Below are 17,049 nucleotides of genomic sequence, written 5' to 3'. Positions count from 1 at the left end.
CGACGGTGTCTGGCGCCCACGTCTCACAGCGTCAAGTCGAGCTCTTGATCCTCATCGTCGAGAGGGTCCAACGGGCCGTCGTCCTCCTCTCCCCCGGCGGGTTCGACGGCCTGCACCTGCCCGATGACCGGTGGTCCGACGATCGGCTGCGGTCCCAGGACCAGGAGGCCTTCGGTCGTGGATCGCAGGTAGTCGGCGGGACGGTGTCCGGACTCCTCGCTGCTGCGGCGGGCGACCGGGCCGGGACCGTACGGTGTCTGGCTCGGGCGGGCACCGGGGTTTCCCGGTGGGGAGGCCTGGGCTCCGGTCGCAGGCGTGCCGACGCTTCCGGGTGCCGTGGCCGTCGGCGCCATCGGTGCCCCGGGCCGTACGCCGTGGAGTTGCCCTGGCGGTGTCGTACCGGGACGGACTGCGAGCGGCACAGATCCGGGAACTGTTCGCGGGACCGTCGTTCCGACGGGCGCGCGGACGGGTGCGGTCATCGACGCAGGTGCGATCGGTGCCGGACTGCCGACTGCGGTGTCGGGACTCGTCGGCGGCGTCGTGGATGCGGGAGACGGGGACGGCCCGGACGGGGGTTCGATCGGAGTGCTGCGCAACGAGTCCGGCGCGTTCGGCCCCGGCGAGGACGGCGTCTCGGTCGACGGCGCTGCTCCGGGCTGCTCCCCCACCGGACTACCGTCGCCCACCGGCACGACCGCCCCGTCGTCCCCGGCCGGTGCCGGTTGCCACCCCGCAGCGTCGTCGACCGGACTGGACGACGCCGTCGTCGTCTGCGGCCCTGCACCGTCGACGGATCGGCCGGCGGTGTCGGTGACGGAACCGCCGAGCGTCTCGGGGACGACGGCGGCGGCGCTGGCCGCCATCCGACTGTTGTACGCGCCGGTGAGCTCGCCGCTCAGTACGGTGCGGGCGGCCAGCTGCGCCGAGGGCGGTGCGTTCTTGAGGGCGTCCAACGCCGCGATCCGCGGTCGGTAGGCGACGGTCGCAGCGAGTGCGTTGCCCGACCTCGTCAGCGACGTCTGCCCCACCTGCAGGCGGTTCCCGACCGACTCGACCTCCTCGGCGACGGACTTCCCCGCCGTCTCGGCCGCACGCGCGGACACACCGGAGAGGTCGCTACCGGGAGCGAAGGCGAATCGGAGCCGGTCGGCGACGGCCTGCGCCTTCTCGATGATCCGCCCGATCTCGGCGGCGTCTGCGGCGGCGGCCGCGGGTTCCATCGAATCCAGACGGCTCAGCATCACGTTCGTGTCGACCATCCAGGAGGTGCTCATACGGATTGGACGCACCGGCGGCGCGTCCGGTTCCGCGACACGCCGAGGAAACGGAGAATCAGTCGGAGAGCAGGTCCGGGCGGCGTTCGCGGGTGCGTTCCAGCGACTGCTGGTGCCGCCACGCGGCGACCTTGGCGTGATCGCCCGACAGCAGGACCGGCGGGACCTCGAGATCGCGCCACACCTTCGGTCGGGTGTAACTCGGGCCCTCCAGGAGGCCGTCGGAGAACGAATCCTCCTGGTGCGACTGCGGATTGCCGAGGACGCCGGGCATCAGGCGGGTGGTGGCCTCGACCATGGCGAGGACCGCGACCTCACCGCCGATGAGGACGAAGTCGCCGAGCGACACCTCCTCGACGCGAACGCGGCGGGCGGCGTCGTCGAAGGCCCGCTGATCGATGCCCTCGTAGCGGCCGCAGGCGAAGACCAGGTGCTTCTCGGTGCTCCAGCGTTGCGCGGTGGCCTGCGTGAACGGGATGCCGGCCGGGGTGGGGACCACGAGCAGGGCGTCGTCGGGGCAGACCGCGTCGAGCGCCTCGCCCCACACCTGGGGTTTCATGACCATGCCGGGGCCGCCGCCGTAGGGGGCGTCGTCGACGCTGTGGTGGACGTCGTAGGTCCACTGCCGGAGGTCGTGGACGCCGACTTCGACGAGTCCGGCGTCGATCGCCTTGCCGAGCAGCGCGGCCCGCATGGGCTCCAGGTACTCGGGGAAGATCGTGACGACGTCGATCCTCATGGCGTCACGGGCCGCGTCAGTCATCGATCGGATCGATGAGGCCGTCGGGCGGATCGATCTGGATGCCGTCGCGGGTGACGACGGGGACGATCTCTCGGACGAACGGGACCAGCACCTCGCGACCGTCGTCGGTGGTGACCGACAGGACCTCGCTGCCGGGCAGGTGCAGGACCTCCTTCACGGTGCCGACGGCGTCGCCGTCGACCGTGGTGACGGGCAGGCCCTCGAGTTCGTGGTCGTAGAACTCGTCCGGGTCGTCACCCGAGTCGACGTCGGCCGCGTCGATCACGAAGAGCGTGCCGCGCAGCGTGTCGGCGTCCTCGCGGCCGCGGACCTCGTCGAGGGACAGCAACAGCCGCCCGGCATGCATGCGGGCGGCTGCTACTCGGTATTCAGAGACTCCGCCGCCTGCGTTCCGCGGGGCACGGCCACGAAGGACCGTGCCCACGGCGAAACGATCGGCGGGGTCGTCGGTGCGGATGTCGACCACGACTTCACCACGGATGCCGTGGGTCTTCACCACACGTCCGATCACCAGTTCCATCAGATGCGAGACCTGACGATCAGCGATCGGTGTCGACGATGTCGACGCGCATCCCGCGGCCACCGATGCCGGTGACGAGGGTGCGCAGCGCGGTGGCGGTACGACCGTTGCGGCCGATCACCTTGCCGAGGTCCTCGGGGTTGACGTGGACCTCGACCATCCGGCCGCGACGGCCGGTGATCAGATCGACCCGGACGTCGTCCGGGTTGGCGACGATGCCGCGAACGAGGTGCTCGACGGCGTCAGCGACAACTGCGCTCACGCGTCCGCCTTGGCCTCGCCGGCGTCCTCGGCCGGGGTCTCGGCAGCTGCGTCGTCGGCCTTCTCTTCAGCCTTCTTGGCCTTCTTCTTCGCGGTGGTGGCCGCGACGGAGGGCTCGTTCTCGGCGGCGGCGAGCGCAGCGTTGAACAGGTCCTGCTTGGAGGTCTTGGGCTCGGCGACCTTCAGGGTGCCCTCGGCGCCCGGCAGGCCCTTGAACTTCTGCCAGTCACCGGTGATCTTCAGCAGAGCGGCGACGGGCTCGGTCGGCTGTGCGCCGACACCCAGCCAGTACTGCGCGCGCTCCGAGTCGATCTCGATCAGCGACGGCTCTTCCTTCGGGTGGTACTTGCCGATGGTCTCGATGGCGCGACCGTTGCGACGGGTGCGGGCATCGGCGACGATGATGCGGTACTGGGGGTTGCGAATCTTGCCCAGACGGGTGAGCTTGATCTTGACAGCCATGTGGCGTCTCCTTGTGTCACTGCGCAATTCAGCGACCCGTCGATAGGCGACGAGCCCGGTTTTGCGATCTCTTTCGGGGTGACCGCCGGTCGGCCGTGGCCGGCTCCGGCGAACCAGCGTTTCATTCTGCCAGAAGCGGGGCGGCACACCCAAACCGGTCCACCGCGCCGCGCGTGACGGACGCCACCACGAATCGGTGCGGAGCGATCGACCCGGTAGCGTGCGTGGATAGATCGGCTGCCGAACGGGTCGCCGTACGACCGCCGGAGACCGCCGAACTCATGTTGCACGCCCTGTCGCTCGCCTTCGTCGACTCGGTGAATGTGCTCCTCATCGGCGTCCTGGTGGCCCTCGCCATGATGCTGGCACCGGGTCGGTACCGGCGCATCGCTCCCCTGCTGCTGATCGGCGACTGGCTCGGCGTCTTCGTCCTCGCCGTCATCGTCATGCTCGTCTTCGACGGACTGCAGTCTCTGGTCGACGCGGTGCTCAGTTCCCCGGCTTTCGGCATCCTGCTGATCCTGACCGGCCTGCTGACCGCGTTCCTGACGTGGAAGGGCGGCGACTCGTCCGGCCTCGTCGACAAGATCCTCACCCCGTTGAAGGAACCGTCGCCGCTGACCGTGCTCGTCGGCTTCATTCTGGGTGTCGCCCAGTCGGCGACATCGGTGCCGTTCTACGCGGGCCTCGCGGTGCTCTCCGCCGCCGACATCCCTATCTTCGAACGCTATCTGGGCGTGGCGCTCTACGCCCTGGTCGCGTTGAGTCTGCCGTTCCTGGCCGGGCTGGCGCTGGTGATCGTGCGGGCGCGACCGCACTGGTGGATCGGCCGCGTGTTCGCCTACGGACGTCGCCATCAAGAGCAGGTGGCGCGCGGCGCCGGCTGGTTCGTCACCGTCCTGCTGATCGTCATCGGCATCGCGCAGATCGTTCAGCAGTTGTAGCCGGTTCGCGCCCCGCTGCCGCGGTCGGCCCATCGCTCGACCAACGGAGAGTGCTCACACAGCGGATACGACCCGCTCGCCGCCGCACACCACATGAAGGGGTCGACGCAGGGTCGAGAGGTCCTCCGCCGGATCGGAGTCGAGGACCAGGAAGTCGGCGCGGGCACCGTGCTCGATGCCGGGGACGCCGAGCCAGCTGCGCGGAGCTGTCGACGCGGCCGCGAGCGCCTCGATCGGCGACAGGCCGATCCCGACCAGCGCTTCGATCTCGTCGACGATCCGACCGTGCTCGATGGTGCCGCCCGCGTCGGTGCCCGCGTAGATGCGAACGCCGGCCTCGCGGGCCTGCGCGAACACGTCTTTGCGCCCCGCATGAAGGGCGAGCATGTTGGCCTTGTACTTCGGGAACCGGTCGGCACCGGCGGCGATGTCCGGGAACGTCTCCAACTGGATGAGGGTGGGCACCAACGCGATGTCGCGGCGGACCATCTCGTCGATGAGGTCCTCGTCGAGGCCGGTGCCGTGCTCGACGGAGTCGAAGCCCGCGCCGATGATGTCCGGGAGGGCGTCCGCGCCGAACACGTGAGCGGTGATCCGGGCACCGTTCTCGTGGGCGGCGGCGACGGCGGCGTCGAGCTGCTCCCGCGTCCACAGCGGAGCCAGGTCGCCGACCTCGCGGTCGATCCAGTCGCCGACCAGCTTCACCCAGCCGTCACCCGCCTTCGCCTGCGTCGCGACCTCGGCCGCGAGCTGGTCGGGGTCGTCGAGTTCGACACCGTAGTCGCGCAGGTACCGCTTCGGCCGGGCGATGTGCTTGCCGGAGCGCACGAACCGCGGCCCATGCGCGTCGGCGTCGAGCGGATGCGTGTCGACCGGCGAGCCGACCTCGCGGATCAGCATCGTGCCCGCTTGCAGGTCCTTGCGGGCCAGTCCCCTCGCCTGCTCGATCGTGACGCCCAGACCGGGCGCGATGCCGACGTGGTTGTGCGCGTCCACCAGGCCGGGGACGATCCAGCCGCGACCGACGGCGACGTTCGCGCCGTCGATCGGCTCGGTGGAGACGATGCCGTCGTGCATCCAGAACCGGATGGGTTCGCCCGTGAACGGGTCGGTGCCGTTGAACTCGAGAGGCTCGGCCACGCCAGACCTACTTCTTCGGGAACTTCAGGTTGTTGAGGTCGATGCCCTCCAGGCCGGGCGGGAGTTCGTCGAGGCCGGGAGGCATGTTGCTCAAGTCGAAGCCGGGCGGCATGCCCATGCCGGGCATGCCCGGGAAGCCGCCGCCGCGCATCGCCTTCGGCGGAGTGGGACCCCGGCCCTTGCCCTTGCGTCCCTTGGCACCCTTCTTGCCCTTGCGGTTGTTGCGCTTCGGACCACCGCCCATGCCCATGCGGCCGGACATCTGCGACATCATCTTGCGGGCGGCGAAGAAGCGGTCGACGAGCTGGTTGACATCGGTGACGGTGACACCGGAGCCGGCGGCGATGCGACGACGACGGGAGGCGTTGATGATCTTCGGATCGTCACGTTCACCGGGGGTCATGCCGCGGATGATGGCCTGGATCTTGTCGAGCTGCTTGTCGTCGACCTGCGACAGCGCCTCCTTCATGTCCCCCGCACCGGGCAGCATGCCGAGGAGATTGCCGATGGGACCCATCTTGCGGATCATCAGCATCTGCTGGAGGAAGTCGTCGAGGGTCAGCTCGCCCTGGCTGATCTTGGCGGCGGTCTTCTCCGCCTCGGCCTGGTCGAAGTGCGCCTCGGCCTGCTCGATCAGCGAGAGGACGTCGCCCATGCCGAGGATGCGGCTGGCCATGCGGTCGGGGTGGAAGACGTCGAACTCGTCGAGCTTCTCACCGGTCGACGCGAACATGATCGGGCGTCCGGTGATCTCGCGGACCGAGAGCGCGGCACCGCCGCGGGCGTCGCCGTCGAGCTTGGTGAGGACCACACCGGTGAAGTCGACGCCGTCGGCGAAGGCCTGCGCGGTGGTGACCGCGTCCTGACCGATCATCGCGTCGAGGACGAACAGGACCTCGTCGGGCTGCGTGGCGTCGCGGATCGCGGTGGCCTGCGCCATCAGCTCCGCGTCGATGCCGAGGCGACCGGCGGTGTCGATGATGACCACGTCGTGCTGCTTGGCCCGCGCCTCGTCGACACCGGCCTGCGCCACCTCGACGGCGGTCTTGGAGCCGTCGACGCCGAGGGCGCCCTCGCCGCCGACACCCGTGCCGGCGTGGGGTGCGAACACCGGAACACCGGCCCGCTCACCCACGATCTGCAGCTGCTGCACGGCGCCCGGACGCTGGAGGTCACAGGCCACCAGCATCGGGGTGTGCCCCTGCTTGGTGAGCCAGGCGGCCAGCTTGCCCGCGAGGGTCGTCTTACCGGCGCCCTGGAGACCGGCGAGCATGATGACGGTCGGCGGGTTCTTCGCGAGCTGGATGCGTCGCGTCTCGCCGCCGAGGATGCCGATGAGCTCCTCGTTGACGATCTTGACGATCTGCTGCGCCGGGTTCAGCGCACCCGAGACCTCCGCGCCCTTGGCACGTTCCTTGATGCGTCCGATGAACGCGCGGACCACGGGCAGCGAGACGTCGGCCTCGAGCAGTGCCAGCCGGATCTCGCGCGCGGTGGCGTCGATGTCGGCATCGGTGAGCCGCCCCTTGCCGCGCAGATCCTTCAGAGCACCGGTCAACCGGTCGGAGAGGGATTCGAACATTCCCCCATCCTTCCATGCCGGAGCAAGTCGTGGACGCGCGGAGGTCAGCCGTTCATCGACACAGCCCCAGCGTCGAAATTTCCACCGTTGATCAGGCCCCGCTGCGGGGCCCGATCAACGGTGGAAGCCAAGCCCGCCTCACAACGGCAACGATGGCGCTCCTACGAACCCGAAATGAGACGATTGAGTAACTGTCTGATTGCCTCAGCGTCGCTATGTGCCACCCTGAGCCCGATGGTTCCACCGGACGACGTCACGCTGACGATCGTATTCAGCATGCCGTCTCGTTTCGTGGCGACGACTGTGATCGACTTCATCGGAATCATCTCCGACCCAGACTTGCCACTCCGAACACCGGTCGCCGCCAGCGACACTCCGACGGTAAGCGCAAGCGCACCTGCAGCAAGTTTCGACGCCGAAAGCCCTCGCCCCATGTGCCACACGACCCGATCATTGAAGATTGCCACGTCAGCATTCTTCCCACTGATCCTCAACTTGAAACGCATCAGCGCATCGTCGTCGGCAGGCACCTTATTAGTGCGGCAGCGACTCGATGAAACGGGCGGATCGCGTCCAGGAACTGGCCGAAGCCGATCGACTGGAGCTTCACGACGTCGTTTTGGCGGGACGCGGTCGAGCGCGCGGCCCGGACCGGTGCGCAGGCGGCGGCCGCCGTCTTCGTCGGTAGTGTCACCGTCGCCTCGGTCGACTGGGAGTTCGTCGGCGCGACCGTCGGCACCGCAGTCCTCGCATCTGTGCTGATGTCGGTGAGCTCGTGTCGGGGTCGGCGACCGCGGAACCGCCGCGCTGACGAGACTGCGAGCGGACGATTGAACGGACCACCGGCGCCCCTGGACACCTGGTTCGAATTCGTGATCTGGTTGCTGATCGCCGCGGGCTCGTTCATCGGAGCCGTCGCCGCGGTGCGCGGCGCCCGGCATGGCGGAGCGACGCGAGAGGCGACGGACGAAGTGCGTGACCGAGTATCGAACGCCCACGACTCGAACCTTCGTGACGACGTCGACCGGGTCGATGCGAGGGTCGAGCAGGTCGACACGAAGGTTGATCGGCTCACCGGCAGCTTCGAAGCGTTCACCCGGTCCGTGGAGGCCTTCATGCGGGAGTCGCGAGAGGCTGCCGCGCGGCAGGATCGGATCGCGGTGACGCATCATCCCGAAGGCACGTGAAACGAGAAGCGCCCCAACCTCTTCGGGGGTTGGGGCGCTCTTCTGCGTTCGATGTAGCGATCTGCGCCCTATGCCGTTAGCACGAGAGCCACTTGCCGTCCTCGCGAATGAAGTTAGCATCGACTTTTGATGCTTCTTCTAGTGCCGCGTGTCGTTAATTAGTATATGGTTGCCAGGTTGAGACAATATGGATATGGCGAATTCTCCAGCCCCGGCACTGGAATTGCGTGATGGCGATGCGGACGAACTTGATCGATTGTTGAGGTCAACCTCGACGCCAGCAGGGCTGGTGCGTCGGGCGCGGATCGTGGCCCTGGCTGCCGAGGGGCTGGCCAACACGCGGATCAGTAAGATTGTCGGGACGTCGGTGCCGACGGTCCTCAAGTGGCGTTCCCGCTATCTCCGTGACGGACTCGACGGCCTCCTGGACGCTGAAAGGCCCGGTCGCCCACGGCATCTCGATCACGCGGAAGTCGTTTCCGCGACGTTGATGCCGCCGCCGCGCAAGTACGGGGTCACGCACTGGTCGTCGCGGTTGCTGGCCGGGCACCTCGGGATCGGGAATGCCACGGTCGCCCGTGCATGGCGTGAGTACGGCGTTCAGCCGTGGCGGTCGGGGACGTTCAAGTTCTCCACCGATCCGGAACTGGTCGCCAAGGTCACCGACGTCGTCGGCTTGTATCTGGAGCCGCCGGAGAACGCGATCGTGTTGTGCGTGGACGAGAAGTCGCAGATCCAGGCCCTGGACCGCACTGCACCGATGCTCCCGATGCAGCCGCGGCAGATCGAACGCCGCACCCACGACTACAAACGCCACGGCACCACCACCCTGTTCGCAGCCCTGGACATCGCGACCGGGCAGGTGACCGCGGCGGTCAAGCCGCGGCACCGCCACCAGGAATTCCTGTCGTTCCTCAAGCAGATCGACCGCACCTACCCCGGCCAGGAGTTGCATCTGGTGATGGACAACTACGCCACCCACAAGAAGGCCGAGGTCCGCGACTGGCTGGCTGCGCACCCGAACATGCACGTGCACTTCACCCCGACCTCCGGATCCTGGCTCAACCTCGTCGAAGTGTGGTTCGGCATCATCGACCGCCAAGCGATCCGGAGAGGCGTGTTCACCTCAGTCAAGGACCTCAACGCGAAGATCCGAGCGTTCATCAACGGCTGGAACGACCGCAAGCACCCGTTCGTATGGACAAAGACCGCTGACGAAATTTTGAAGAAAGCAAAACCATAAACTTATTAACGAAACGTGACACTAGGGTCCTATACTTGAGCGTGTACACGGCAGTTGCGGAATTGCCAGTGACCGTAATTCGATCAATGCTCAGAAGACGCACACCTTGCTGCACACTCGTGTCAAGTATGCCGCTGAAGCTGTCGGGTCTTCCAGGCGCTGGACGGTAGGCTAGGCACTGCATTGAGTCGAAACTCTTACCGTCCAAACGTGCCATCGCAGCAACGGACTTTTGGATAACAGAAGTGATCTCTGCATAGTCGGACTCTGTTCCGCCTTCCAACATGGTTCTCGTGCTGGCCGGTGCAGTGGGAGTTGACTGCTCGGGCTCGGTGCTATTTGCACTGCACGCGGTGAGCGTAACTAAGGCCAAGGCTAGTGCAAAGAGTGCAGCGACGAGTCGTCGTTTGGTCTGCTCAGATCGAGTTGTTTTCGTCATTTTAGAAACCTACCTCTACCTAATTTAGATGAGACCCTTTCCATCGCGGTTCGGCGGAGCAGTTCTGGGGTTCCACCTTTTGGCGTTACGCGCCAGACTGACGCACTCTGAGATGATACCTACCCGGTCTCCGTCGTGGCGTTTACCGACTTCTCTCCCAGTCACATTGTTGCGCATATCCATCGCACTTGATCCTTCGATCGGGCTTCCGCTGTCAAGTTCGTGGGCATTGCCAACCTGCTCCGCAAATCCGGCATTCGAGGATTCTGTAGTCAATCCTTGCCAGATGCAGTGCCGAGCAGCGTCCTGGCGTGTGGATTCAGGATTTCCTGGAAAATACTTCACAGATTCACGTTCGGCCATTTCCTTGTCGCCGGCATTCCTCGACCGATTGCAGTCGTAGGGGTTGTCGGCGCAAGCTTTTGTTGTCCACTTCCCGGGGCCGTAACTGTAGTCAACATTCCTTCTGACCGCAGGATTGTTTATGTCGAGGGTTGGGAAGGGCAATTGGGAAGGGTTCGACTTCTTCGCCGACCGACCATGGCCGGGCGCCTGATCGGCGGCCAGCGACCACACCTGGTGGCGGGCAGTGGCGCAAGCGGCCCGGATCGCGTTCACCGCCTGCTCGGGATCCGCTGCGAGGGTGGTGATCAGGCGTGAGACCGTCGGATCGCAGGCCACCGGACCGAACACGTCGGGACGGCCGCGGACCATGCTGATGTCAGCCAAACAGTCACCGCCGACGACCAGACTCGTGGCCAGATCCAACAGGATCTTCGCTGGATCGTGCGTTGCGAGGGGTTTTCGCCACGGTGCGAGCGCGGTCCGTAGCGCGTCGGTGAGGCCGGGGAGTTCGGCGGTGCGGGTGGCCAGGACGGTGCCGCCGTGGGTGAGGATGCCGCCGCCGTCTGCGGTGGCCTGAATCTGTGGGTAAAACACGGTAGAGTTCTTCAACAGAAAGGTGCTTCTCGCCTTCCATGTAATTGAAGTTTCGCAACAACAATTACTGCAGGTCAGAGCACCTTTCTTCATGAAATCCGCACGTCGGCCGAATTCGGCGATGAATTTCGAGGTTAGCCTTCGCACCGAACGCATCGGTTAAACCTGTCAAACGCGCTGCAGCATGCTCTACGAAACACTCCAGCAGCCCCGTCGCCCCGTGTCGAACTCGCGGCGGCGGCGTCACGGGAAGACACGCCCGCCGCATTTGCCTGCGGACTGACAGGCGGCGGCGGAGGCGGAGCCTTCCGACGGTGATCTCCCGTCCACACCTCGCCGTCCCAATACGATTCCCACTCATCGCCGTTCGGATACCATCCCGCTTTCATAATTGCCATAACCGGCAAATCATCACGCGAGAACAACGACAGTGACCACGTCCGCAACCACTCGTTCACCGCATCGGCGAGCAGACGGCGAGGACCGCCGCGGACATCGCCTCGCGGACGGCGGGACCGTCGTCGGGCAGGCGGATGCTGAACGTGTCGACCGCGGTCGCGCCCAGGGTGGCTACCGTGGCCCAGGCGACGTCGCCGCCCGCCTTCTCGAGTTCGGCGGCGACGCGGGCGAGGAGCCCCTCGTCGTCGGCCGAGCGGAGTTCCAGCAGCCAGCGGTCGTCCGGTCCGGGGAGCCACCGGGCGCGCGGCGGCGCGACCACGCGCGTGACCGGCACCGCGGTCCGCAACGACAGTCCCGCCTGCGGCAGGCGCTGCGCGGTCTTCGCAGCGAGTTCGGCCACGGGGTCGCGGTCGCCGTCGAGCACGGCCGCCAACCGCAGCCGCAGCAGCGCGACGTCGGGCGGGCCACCGAAGGTCGGCATCACCACGAACGTGTCGACGGCGTGCCCGGCGTGGGTGGCGACGGATGCGGAATGCGCGTGCAGCCCGGACAGCGCCAGAACGCCCGCCATCTTCGACAGCAGTCCCGGACGGTCGGGCGCGATCATCGTCACGACCGTCATGTTGGGTCCGTCACCGGGCCTACTGGTCACGTGCAGTCCCCCGCGCTCGGCCAGCATCAGGTGCTCGGTGGCGACACGCGGGATCACCGGCTGCGGGTCGCCGCCGATGTGCGCGACGACGCGCTCCACCAGTCCGGTGATCAGCGACGCCTTCCACTCGCCCCACACGCCGGGGCCGGTGGCCTTGGAATCGGCCTCCGCCAGCGCGCCCAGGAGCTGGACCAGCACCGGGTCGTTCCCGAGGGTCGCGGCGACGTCGGCCACGACCTCCGGATCGGTGCAGTCGCGGCGGCCGACCACGCGGTGCAGCAGCAGGTGGTGTCGGACGGTCTCGGACAGGGTCTCGATGTCCTCCGGCCACAGCCCCAGCCGACGGCCGACGGTGCGGGCGAGGTCGGCGCCGATCACGCTGTGGTCGCCGCCCCGGCCCTTCCCGATGTCGTGCAGAAGGGCACCGAGCAGCAGCAGGTCCGGGCGCGGGACGTCGGTGGTCAGTTCGGCGGCCGCGGCCACCGTCTCGATGAGGTGCCGGTCGACGGTCCACGTGTGGATGCCGTCGCGCGGCGGCAGATCGCGCACCGCCTCCCACTCCGGGAACATCCGTCCCCACAGCCCGACGCGGTCGAGCGCTTCGACGGGGCCGGTCATGTCGAAACCGGAGGCCAGGAGGACCAGGAGGTCCGCGAGCTGCTCCGCCGACCAGGGCTCCTCCATCGGAGGCGCGTAGGCGGCCAGTCGTTCCATCGTCGGCCCGTTGATGGGCAACCGATTCCGCGCGCTCGCGGCCGCGACGCGCAGCACGAGACCCGGGTCGCGACTGGGGATGGCGGACTTCGCGAGCGCCACTTCTCCCCCGTGCTCGACGACGCCCTCGTCGAGCGGCCGTCGCAGCGGCGAACGGCGGAGCCGGGACAGGCCGCGGCGTCCGACATTGTTCTGCGCGGTGCGCAGCCCGGCGTCGACGGCATACGACGTGGTGCGGCCGGCGTCGCTGATCAGACGGGCGAGCGCGAACCGGTCCGCGACGCCGAGCGCTGCCGCGATCTCGTCCGCGTCCTGCGCGCGGACCTGATCCCGGGCGCGACCGGCGATCCGATGCGCCTCGTCGCGCACGTCGAGCAGGAGGTCGTAGGCCTGTGCGAGCGGCGACCCGACGCTCCCGGGGTCGAGTCGCGCGAGTCCGTCGGTGAGCTGCGCGAGGGCGAGCGCGTTGAGCAGTTGGATGTCGCGCAAGCCGCCGCGACCACTCTTCACGTCGGGTTCGGCGCGGTGAGCGATCTCGCCGGTCAGGCGCCAGCGGTCCTCCGCGGCCTCGATCACCTGCGGGAGCCGCAGCCGGGCCTCGGTGCGCCACAGATTCCGCACCGACTTGACCATCAGGTCCGCGAGGTCCTGATCGCCGGCCAGGAACCGGGCGTCGAGCAGGCCGAGCGCGGCGGAGGCGTCCTCGCGGGTCACGCGCAGGGCGTCGGCGACCGAACGCACGCTGTGGTCGAGGGCGATTCCGGCGTCCCACAGCGGGTACCAGAAGCCGTCGGCGACGTCGGACAGTCGTTCCGGGTAGCGGTCGTCGTGGACCAGGATCAGGTCGAGGTCGGAGTAGCCGACCATCTCCCGCCTGCCCAGGCTGCCGACCGCGACGACGGCGAAGCCGCTCTGACCGCCGAGGTCGAGGGCGTCGGCGCGGGCGGACACCCAGTCCTCGAAGAGGTCCGCGATCGCATCGCGGCGGCGGATGCCGGTGAGGGTGTCGTCGTGCAGCAGGACCGACCGCGCCGCGGCGAGGGTGGCTCCGGAGGTCGCCTCCAGCGCCGCGGCGCGACGGTCAGATCGCTTCGGGTCCGCGTTCACCGGTCCGCACCCGAATGATGGACTCCACGGGAGTCACCCATACCTTGCCGTCTCCGATCTTGCCGGTGCGCGCGGCCTCGACGATCGCATCGGTCACCTGGTCGACGGATTCGTCGTCGACCACCACCTCCACGCGCACCTTCGGTACGAAGTCGACGGCGTACTCGGCACCGCGATAGACCTCGGTGTGGCCCTTCTGGCGGCCGTAGCCCTGCACCTCGCTGACGGTCATTCCGACGATGCCGATGTGCTCCAGGGCGGCCTTGACGTCTTCGAGGGTGAACGGTTTGACGATTGCGCTGATCAGCTTCATGGGAATCCCCTTCTCTTCCGATTCACACTAATGGCTTGGCGTTTCATGCCGGTTCGTATGCGCTCTCGGCGTGCTGCGCGCCGTCGATCCCGGTGAACTCGGCCTCCCGATCGATACGCCAGCCGAGCGGTTTCAGCGCCAGCGCGATCACGTAGGTCAGGACGCCGGTGAAGGCGAGCGCGAACAATGCGATCACGGTCTGGACCACCAGCTGCTTGTAGTCGTGCCCGTAGAACAGGCCCGAGTCCTTCGCCACGAGTCCGATGGCGACGGTGCCCCAGAGTCCGGACACCAGGTGCACGCCGACCACGTCGAGCGAGTCGTCGATCCCGAAGCGGTACTTGAGGCTGATCGCGAGGGCCGACAGGCCGCCGGCGACGAGTCCGATGAACAGCGCGCCGACCGGCGTCACGGACCCGCAGGCCGGGGTGATCGCGACGAGTCCGGCCACCACGCCCGATGCGGCGCCCACGCTGGTCGGGTGCCGGTCGCGGATCCATTCCACGACCAGCCAGCCGATCATCGCTGCTGCCGTGCCCGCCGCGGTGTTGACCCACGCGAGGCCGGCGATGCCGTCGGCGGCGAGCGCCGAGCCCGCGTTGAAACCGAACCAGCCGAACCACAGGAGTGCAGCGCCGAGCATGACGAGCGGGATGTTGTGCGGCCGGTACGCGGTCCGGCCGAACCCGCGCCGGTTGCCGACGACGAGCGCCAGCACCAGGCCCGCGATGCCCGCGTTGATGTGCACGACGGTGCCGCCCGCGAAGTCGATGGGCGCAACCTTCGCGACGCCGTCGGCGACGCCGAACATCCACGACGCGAGAGAGTCCTTCGCGTTCGACATCAGTCCGCCGCCCCACACCATGTGGGCGAGCGGGAAGTAGACGATGGTCGTGAACAGCACCGTGAAGGCGATCCACGTGGAGAACTTGACGCGCTCGGCGACGGCGCCGCTGATGAGCGCCACCGCGATGACCGCGAACGTCAGCTGGAACGCCAGGAAGACGATCGCCGGGATGTGGGTGCTCCCCCACACGACCACCTGCGTGGCACCGCCGACCTCCTTCGTCTGCATCAACTGGTCCGAGCCGAACAGGGCGAAGGGATTCGAGAACACCCCGCCGATGTCACCGGTGCCGGTGAGCGTGTTGCCGAAGCTCATCGAGAAGCCCCACAGCACGTACACGACCGTGACCGTGCCCAGCGCCGCGAACGACATCATCATCATGTTCAGCACGGACTTGCCGCGTGAGAGCCCGCCGTAGAAGAACGCCAGCGCCGGTGTCATGAGCAGCACCAGGGCCGCACTCATGATCACCCACGCCGTGTTACCCGCGTCTATGGTTCCGAACATCGTGTCCGGCAACGCCGTCTGCATCGCTCGCACCTCCTCGCGGACGTCGCTCTGACGTCCTGCGAGAAGAATGCTCGCGTCGTGTTGCGCGATACGGCGCGCCGGTGTTTCGCGTTCGTCAACTCCTCGCGCGGAATGTTTCGCGCGTGTTGCGGAGACCGAGCGCTATGGGTTCGACGTCAGATCGTCTCGCGCAGAACGTGCTTGAGGATCTTCCCGCTCGGGTTGCGCGGCAACGAGTCCGCCATCACCACATCGCGCGGCAGCTTGTACTTCGCGAGTTTGTCGGCGAGGAACGCGCGGACCTCGTCGACGGTGATCGGCGCACCGTCGGTCGTCACACAGACCGCGACGACCGTCTCGCCCCACTCCTCGTGAGGTCGGCCGACGACGGCGACGTCGGTCAACCGCGGATGGCCGCGCAGCGCCTCCTCGACCTCCTGCGAATGGATGTTCTCGCCGCCGACGATGATGACGTCCTTGAGGCGGTCGATCACGTAGAGGTAGCCGTCCTCGTCGATCCGCGCGACGTCTCCGGTGCGGAACCAGTCGCCGACGAAGCTCTCGGCGGTGGCCTCCGGATTGTCGAGGTAGCCGACCATGCGGGTGTCGGCGCGGAGCCAGATCTCCCCCGCTCCGCCCGGCCCCTGATCGACGCCGTTCGCGTCGACGACGCGCAGGTCGACGCCCAGCGCGCCGCCGCGGCCGATGGAGCCCGCCTTGGCGGTCTGCTCGTCCGGGAACAGCGCCGTACCGACCGGCCCCATCTCGCTCATCCCGTAGACCTGGAAGAACTGGTCGCTCCGGTACACCTCGGTCAGCTTGCGTGCCGTCGCCTCGCCGAGCGCGGCGCCGCCGTACATCCACTTCTCGACGGACGAGAGGTCGAACGACGCGATGTCGAGGCGGCCCGCCTCCGCCAGTTGGAGCGGCAACAGGTACGCGATCGGCGACCCGAAGAAGGCCGTGATCCGATGGTCCTGCACGGCTGGGAGGAACGCCGCCGGGTCGTACTCGCGCATCAGGACCACGGTTCCGCCGAGCCAGAGGGTGGTCAGCAGCCAGTCGTTGAGGGGTGCGGAGTGCCAGATCGGCATGGCGATCAGCATCCGCTCCCGGTCGGTGAACCCGAGTGTCACGGCCAGGATCGGGGCGAGGGCCGTGATGCTCTGGTGGGTGTGGACGCAGCCCTTCGGGGAGCTGGTGGTGCCCGACGTGTACAGGATCTCGGCGGGCGAATCGGAGTCGACGTCGACGGGCGCCGCCAGCGGTTCGGCCGCGGCGACGAGCGCGTCGAAGTCCGGGAGGCCGTCGTGCGGGCGCTCGGTGGTGAGCCACGGGAGCTCCGGGCTGCCAGTGGTCGCGGTGTGCGCGAGGTCGCCGGAGACGATGCCGATTCGCGCACCGCTGTGGTCGATCGCGTACGTCACCTCGGGTGCGGCGAACTTGTGGTTCACCGGAACCAGCACCGCGCCCGCGTACCAGGCGCCGTAGGCGGCGACGACGAATCCGGGAGTGTTGAAGGTCATCACGGCGACGCGGTCGCCCGGCTGCACGCCGGCTTCGATCAGGACCGTCGCGGCACGTCGCGCCCGGTCGGCGAGATCTGCGTAGGTGATCTCCTCCTCTCCGTGCACGACCGCCGCTTTGGCGGGGTGGAGGCGTTCATTGCGTTCGAGTACTGCGGTCAGGTGCATGGTTCGGGGCTCAGGCTTTCGCTGTCGGGAGGGAGGTGGTTCGGGAGGGAGGGAGT

At 67.7% G+C, this 17,049-nt stretch carries 16 protein-coding genes and 2 pseudogenes; 4 read left to right on the top strand and 14 right to left on the bottom strand.

Annotated features, from left to right (window positions below; all coding sequences use genetic code 11):
- Nucleotides 1-23 precede the first annotated feature (23 nt).
- Genes ACH46_RS08470 through rpsP form a run of 5 tightly spaced genes read right to left on the bottom strand, consistent with a single transcriptional unit; the run spans nucleotide 24 to nucleotide 3,283 of the window.
- A complete protein-coding gene (locus tag ACH46_RS08470) occupies nucleotides 24-1,277 on the bottom strand; it encodes a hypothetical protein (protein WP_062392517.1) in 1,254 nt (417 codons plus the stop codon).
- Nucleotides 1,278-1,335: 58 nt separating this feature from the next.
- Nucleotides 1,336-2,016, bottom strand: coding sequence for a tRNA (guanosine(37)-N1)-methyltransferase TrmD (gene trmD / locus ACH46_RS08465; protein WP_062395154.1), 681 nt, complete (start codon nucleotides 2,014-2,016; stop codon nucleotides 1,336-1,338).
- Between the two features lie 16 nt (nucleotides 2,017-2,032).
- Complete coding sequence (gene rimM / locus ACH46_RS08460; protein ID WP_062392516.1) at nucleotides 2,033-2,560, bottom strand: ribosome maturation factor RimM; 528 nt, start codon at nucleotides 2,558-2,560, stop codon at nucleotides 2,033-2,035.
- Between the two features lie 19 nt (nucleotides 2,561-2,579).
- Entirely contained in the window at nucleotides 2,580-2,822 is a 243-nt protein-coding gene (locus tag ACH46_RS08455; protein ID WP_062392515.1) for an RNA-binding protein, read from the bottom strand.
- Nucleotides 2,819-3,283 (bottom strand): 30S ribosomal protein S16, encoded by a 465-nt coding sequence (gene rpsP, locus ACH46_RS08450; protein ID WP_062392514.1) that lies wholly within the window; start codon nucleotides 3,281-3,283, stop codon nucleotides 2,819-2,821. The genes ACH46_RS08455 and rpsP overlap by 4 nt, the downstream gene beginning before the upstream one ends.
- Before the next feature lie 281 nt (nucleotides 3,284-3,564).
- Between rpsP and ACH46_RS08445 the strand changes: the two genes are divergently transcribed.
- Nucleotides 3,565-4,227: a hypothetical protein gene (locus ACH46_RS08445; protein WP_062395152.1), complete on the top strand. Its 663-nt coding sequence runs from the start codon at nucleotides 3,565-3,567 to the stop codon at nucleotides 4,225-4,227.
- Nucleotides 4,228-4,281: 54 nt separating this feature from the next.
- Here ACH46_RS08445 and ACH46_RS08440 read toward each other — a convergent pair whose 3' ends face one another.
- The 3 genes from ACH46_RS08440 to ACH46_RS08430 form a co-directional block, all read right to left on the bottom strand.
- On the bottom strand, nucleotides 4,282-5,367 hold the full coding sequence (locus tag ACH46_RS08440; protein WP_062392513.1) for an amidohydrolase family protein: 1,086 nt from the start codon (nucleotides 5,365-5,367) through the stop codon (nucleotides 4,282-4,284).
- A 7-nt stretch (nucleotides 5,368-5,374) separates the two neighbouring features.
- Nucleotides 5,375-6,949 carry a signal recognition particle protein gene (ffh, locus tag ACH46_RS08435; protein ID WP_062392512.1) on the bottom strand — a complete coding sequence of 525 codons (1,575 nt, stop codon included), beginning with the start codon at nucleotides 6,947-6,949 and terminating at the stop codon, nucleotides 5,375-5,377.
- 161 nt (nucleotides 6,950-7,110) lie between these two features.
- Nucleotides 7,111-7,455 carry a hypothetical protein gene (locus ACH46_RS08430; protein ID WP_226995812.1) on the bottom strand — a complete coding sequence of 115 codons (345 nt, stop codon included), beginning with the start codon at nucleotides 7,453-7,455 and terminating at the stop codon, nucleotides 7,111-7,113.
- Between the two features lie 60 nt (nucleotides 7,456-7,515).
- Between ACH46_RS08430 and ACH46_RS21935 the strand changes: the two are divergent.
- From ACH46_RS21935 to ACH46_RS08415, 3 genes and pseudogenes are all read left to right on the top strand, one after another.
- Nucleotides 7,516-7,686, top strand: a pseudogene (locus tag ACH46_RS21935) (holin); the annotation flags it as partial.
- Between the two features lie 135 nt (nucleotides 7,687-7,821).
- Nucleotides 7,822-8,136: a DUF2746 domain-containing protein gene (locus ACH46_RS08420; protein ID WP_226995811.1), complete on the top strand. Its 315-nt coding sequence runs from the start codon at nucleotides 7,822-7,824 to the stop codon at nucleotides 8,134-8,136.
- A gap of 193 nt (nucleotides 8,137-8,329) precedes the next feature.
- On the top strand, nucleotides 8,330-9,379 hold the full coding sequence (locus ACH46_RS08415; protein ID WP_082399504.1) for an IS630 family transposase: 1,050 nt from the start codon (nucleotides 8,330-8,332) through the stop codon (nucleotides 9,377-9,379).
- 463 nt (nucleotides 9,380-9,842) lie between these two features.
- Here the strand turns inward: ACH46_RS08415 and ACH46_RS21930 are convergent, their stop codons facing one another.
- From ACH46_RS21930 to ACH46_RS08395, 6 genes and pseudogenes are all read right to left on the bottom strand, one after another.
- The gene (locus tag ACH46_RS21930; protein WP_417935296.1) at nucleotides 9,843-10,181 is read right to left on the bottom strand and encodes a DUF6973 domain-containing protein; all 339 of its coding nucleotides are present in this window, start codon (nucleotides 10,179-10,181) and stop codon (nucleotides 9,843-9,845) included.
- Between the two features lie 177 nt (nucleotides 10,182-10,358).
- Nucleotides 10,359-10,772 (bottom strand): annotated as a pseudogene (locus tag ACH46_RS21925) (transposase); the annotation flags it as partial.
- Between the two features lie 439 nt (nucleotides 10,773-11,211).
- The gene (locus ACH46_RS08410; RefSeq protein WP_062392507.1) at nucleotides 11,212-13,629 is read right to left on the bottom strand and encodes a [protein-PII] uridylyltransferase; all 2,418 of its coding nucleotides are present in this window, start codon (nucleotides 13,627-13,629) and stop codon (nucleotides 11,212-11,214) included.
- The gene (locus tag ACH46_RS08405) at nucleotides 13,604-13,942 is read right to left on the bottom strand and encodes a P-II family nitrogen regulator (protein WP_062392506.1); all 339 of its coding nucleotides are present in this window, start codon (nucleotides 13,940-13,942) and stop codon (nucleotides 13,604-13,606) included. Before ACH46_RS08405 ends, ACH46_RS08410 begins: the two co-directional genes overlap by 26 nt.
- A gap of 43 nt (nucleotides 13,943-13,985) precedes the next feature.
- A complete protein-coding gene (locus tag ACH46_RS08400) occupies nucleotides 13,986-15,320 on the bottom strand; it encodes an ammonium transporter (protein WP_062392505.1) in 1,335 nt (444 codons plus the stop codon).
- Nucleotides 15,321-15,475: 155 nt separating this feature from the next.
- A complete protein-coding gene (locus ACH46_RS08395) occupies nucleotides 15,476-16,993 on the bottom strand; it encodes a class I adenylate-forming enzyme family protein (RefSeq protein WP_062392504.1) in 1,518 nt (505 codons plus the stop codon).
- Between the last annotated feature and the right edge of the window lie 56 nt (nucleotides 16,994-17,049).

The organism is Gordonia phthalatica, from assembly GCF_001305675.1.
GTDB lineage: Bacteria > Actinomycetota > Actinomycetes > Mycobacteriales > Mycobacteriaceae > Gordonia > Gordonia phthalatica.
The sequence above is the reverse complement of the archived record's forward strand: the minus strand, read 5'-3'. Positions and strand labels throughout refer to the sequence as shown.

Coding starts and splice junctions, on each gene's coding strand:
- ACH46_RS08415 (WP_082399504.1), top strand. CDS start 8,330: ATGGCGAATTCTCCAGCCCCGGCACTGGAATTGCGTGATGGCGATGCG.
- trmD (WP_062395154.1), bottom strand. CDS start 2,016: ATGAGGATCGACGTCGTCACGATCTTCCCCGAGTACCTGGAGCCCATG.
- ACH46_RS08400 (WP_062392505.1), bottom strand. CDS start 15,320: ATGCAGACGGCGTTGCCGGACACGATGTTCGGAACCATAGACGCGGGT.
- ACH46_RS08445 (WP_062395152.1), top strand. CDS start 3,565: ATGTTGCACGCCCTGTCGCTCGCCTTCGTCGACTCGGTGAATGTGCTC.
- ACH46_RS08405 (WP_062392506.1), bottom strand. CDS start 13,942: ATGAAGCTGATCAGCGCAATCGTCAAACCGTTCACCCTCGAAGACGTC.
- ACH46_RS08395 (WP_062392504.1), bottom strand. CDS start 16,993: ATGCACCTGACCGCAGTACTCGAACGCAATGAACGCCTCCACCCCGCC.
- rimM (WP_062392516.1), bottom strand. CDS start 2,560: ATGGAACTGGTGATCGGACGTGTGGTGAAGACCCACGGCATCCGTGGT.
- rpsP (WP_062392514.1), bottom strand. CDS start 3,283: ATGGCTGTCAAGATCAAGCTCACCCGTCTGGGCAAGATTCGCAACCCC.
- ACH46_RS08470 (WP_062392517.1), bottom strand. CDS start 1,277: ATGAGCACCTCCTGGATGGTCGACACGAACGTGATGCTGAGCCGTCTG.
- ACH46_RS21930 (WP_417935296.1), bottom strand. CDS start 10,181: ATGGCCGAACGTGAATCTGTGAAGTATTTTCCAGGAAATCCTGAATCC.
- ffh (WP_062392512.1), bottom strand. CDS start 6,949: ATGTTCGAATCCCTCTCCGACCGGTTGACCGGTGCTCTGAAGGATCTG.
- ACH46_RS08430 (WP_226995812.1), bottom strand. CDS start 7,455: ATGCGTTTCAAGTTGAGGATCAGTGGGAAGAATGCTGACGTGGCAATC.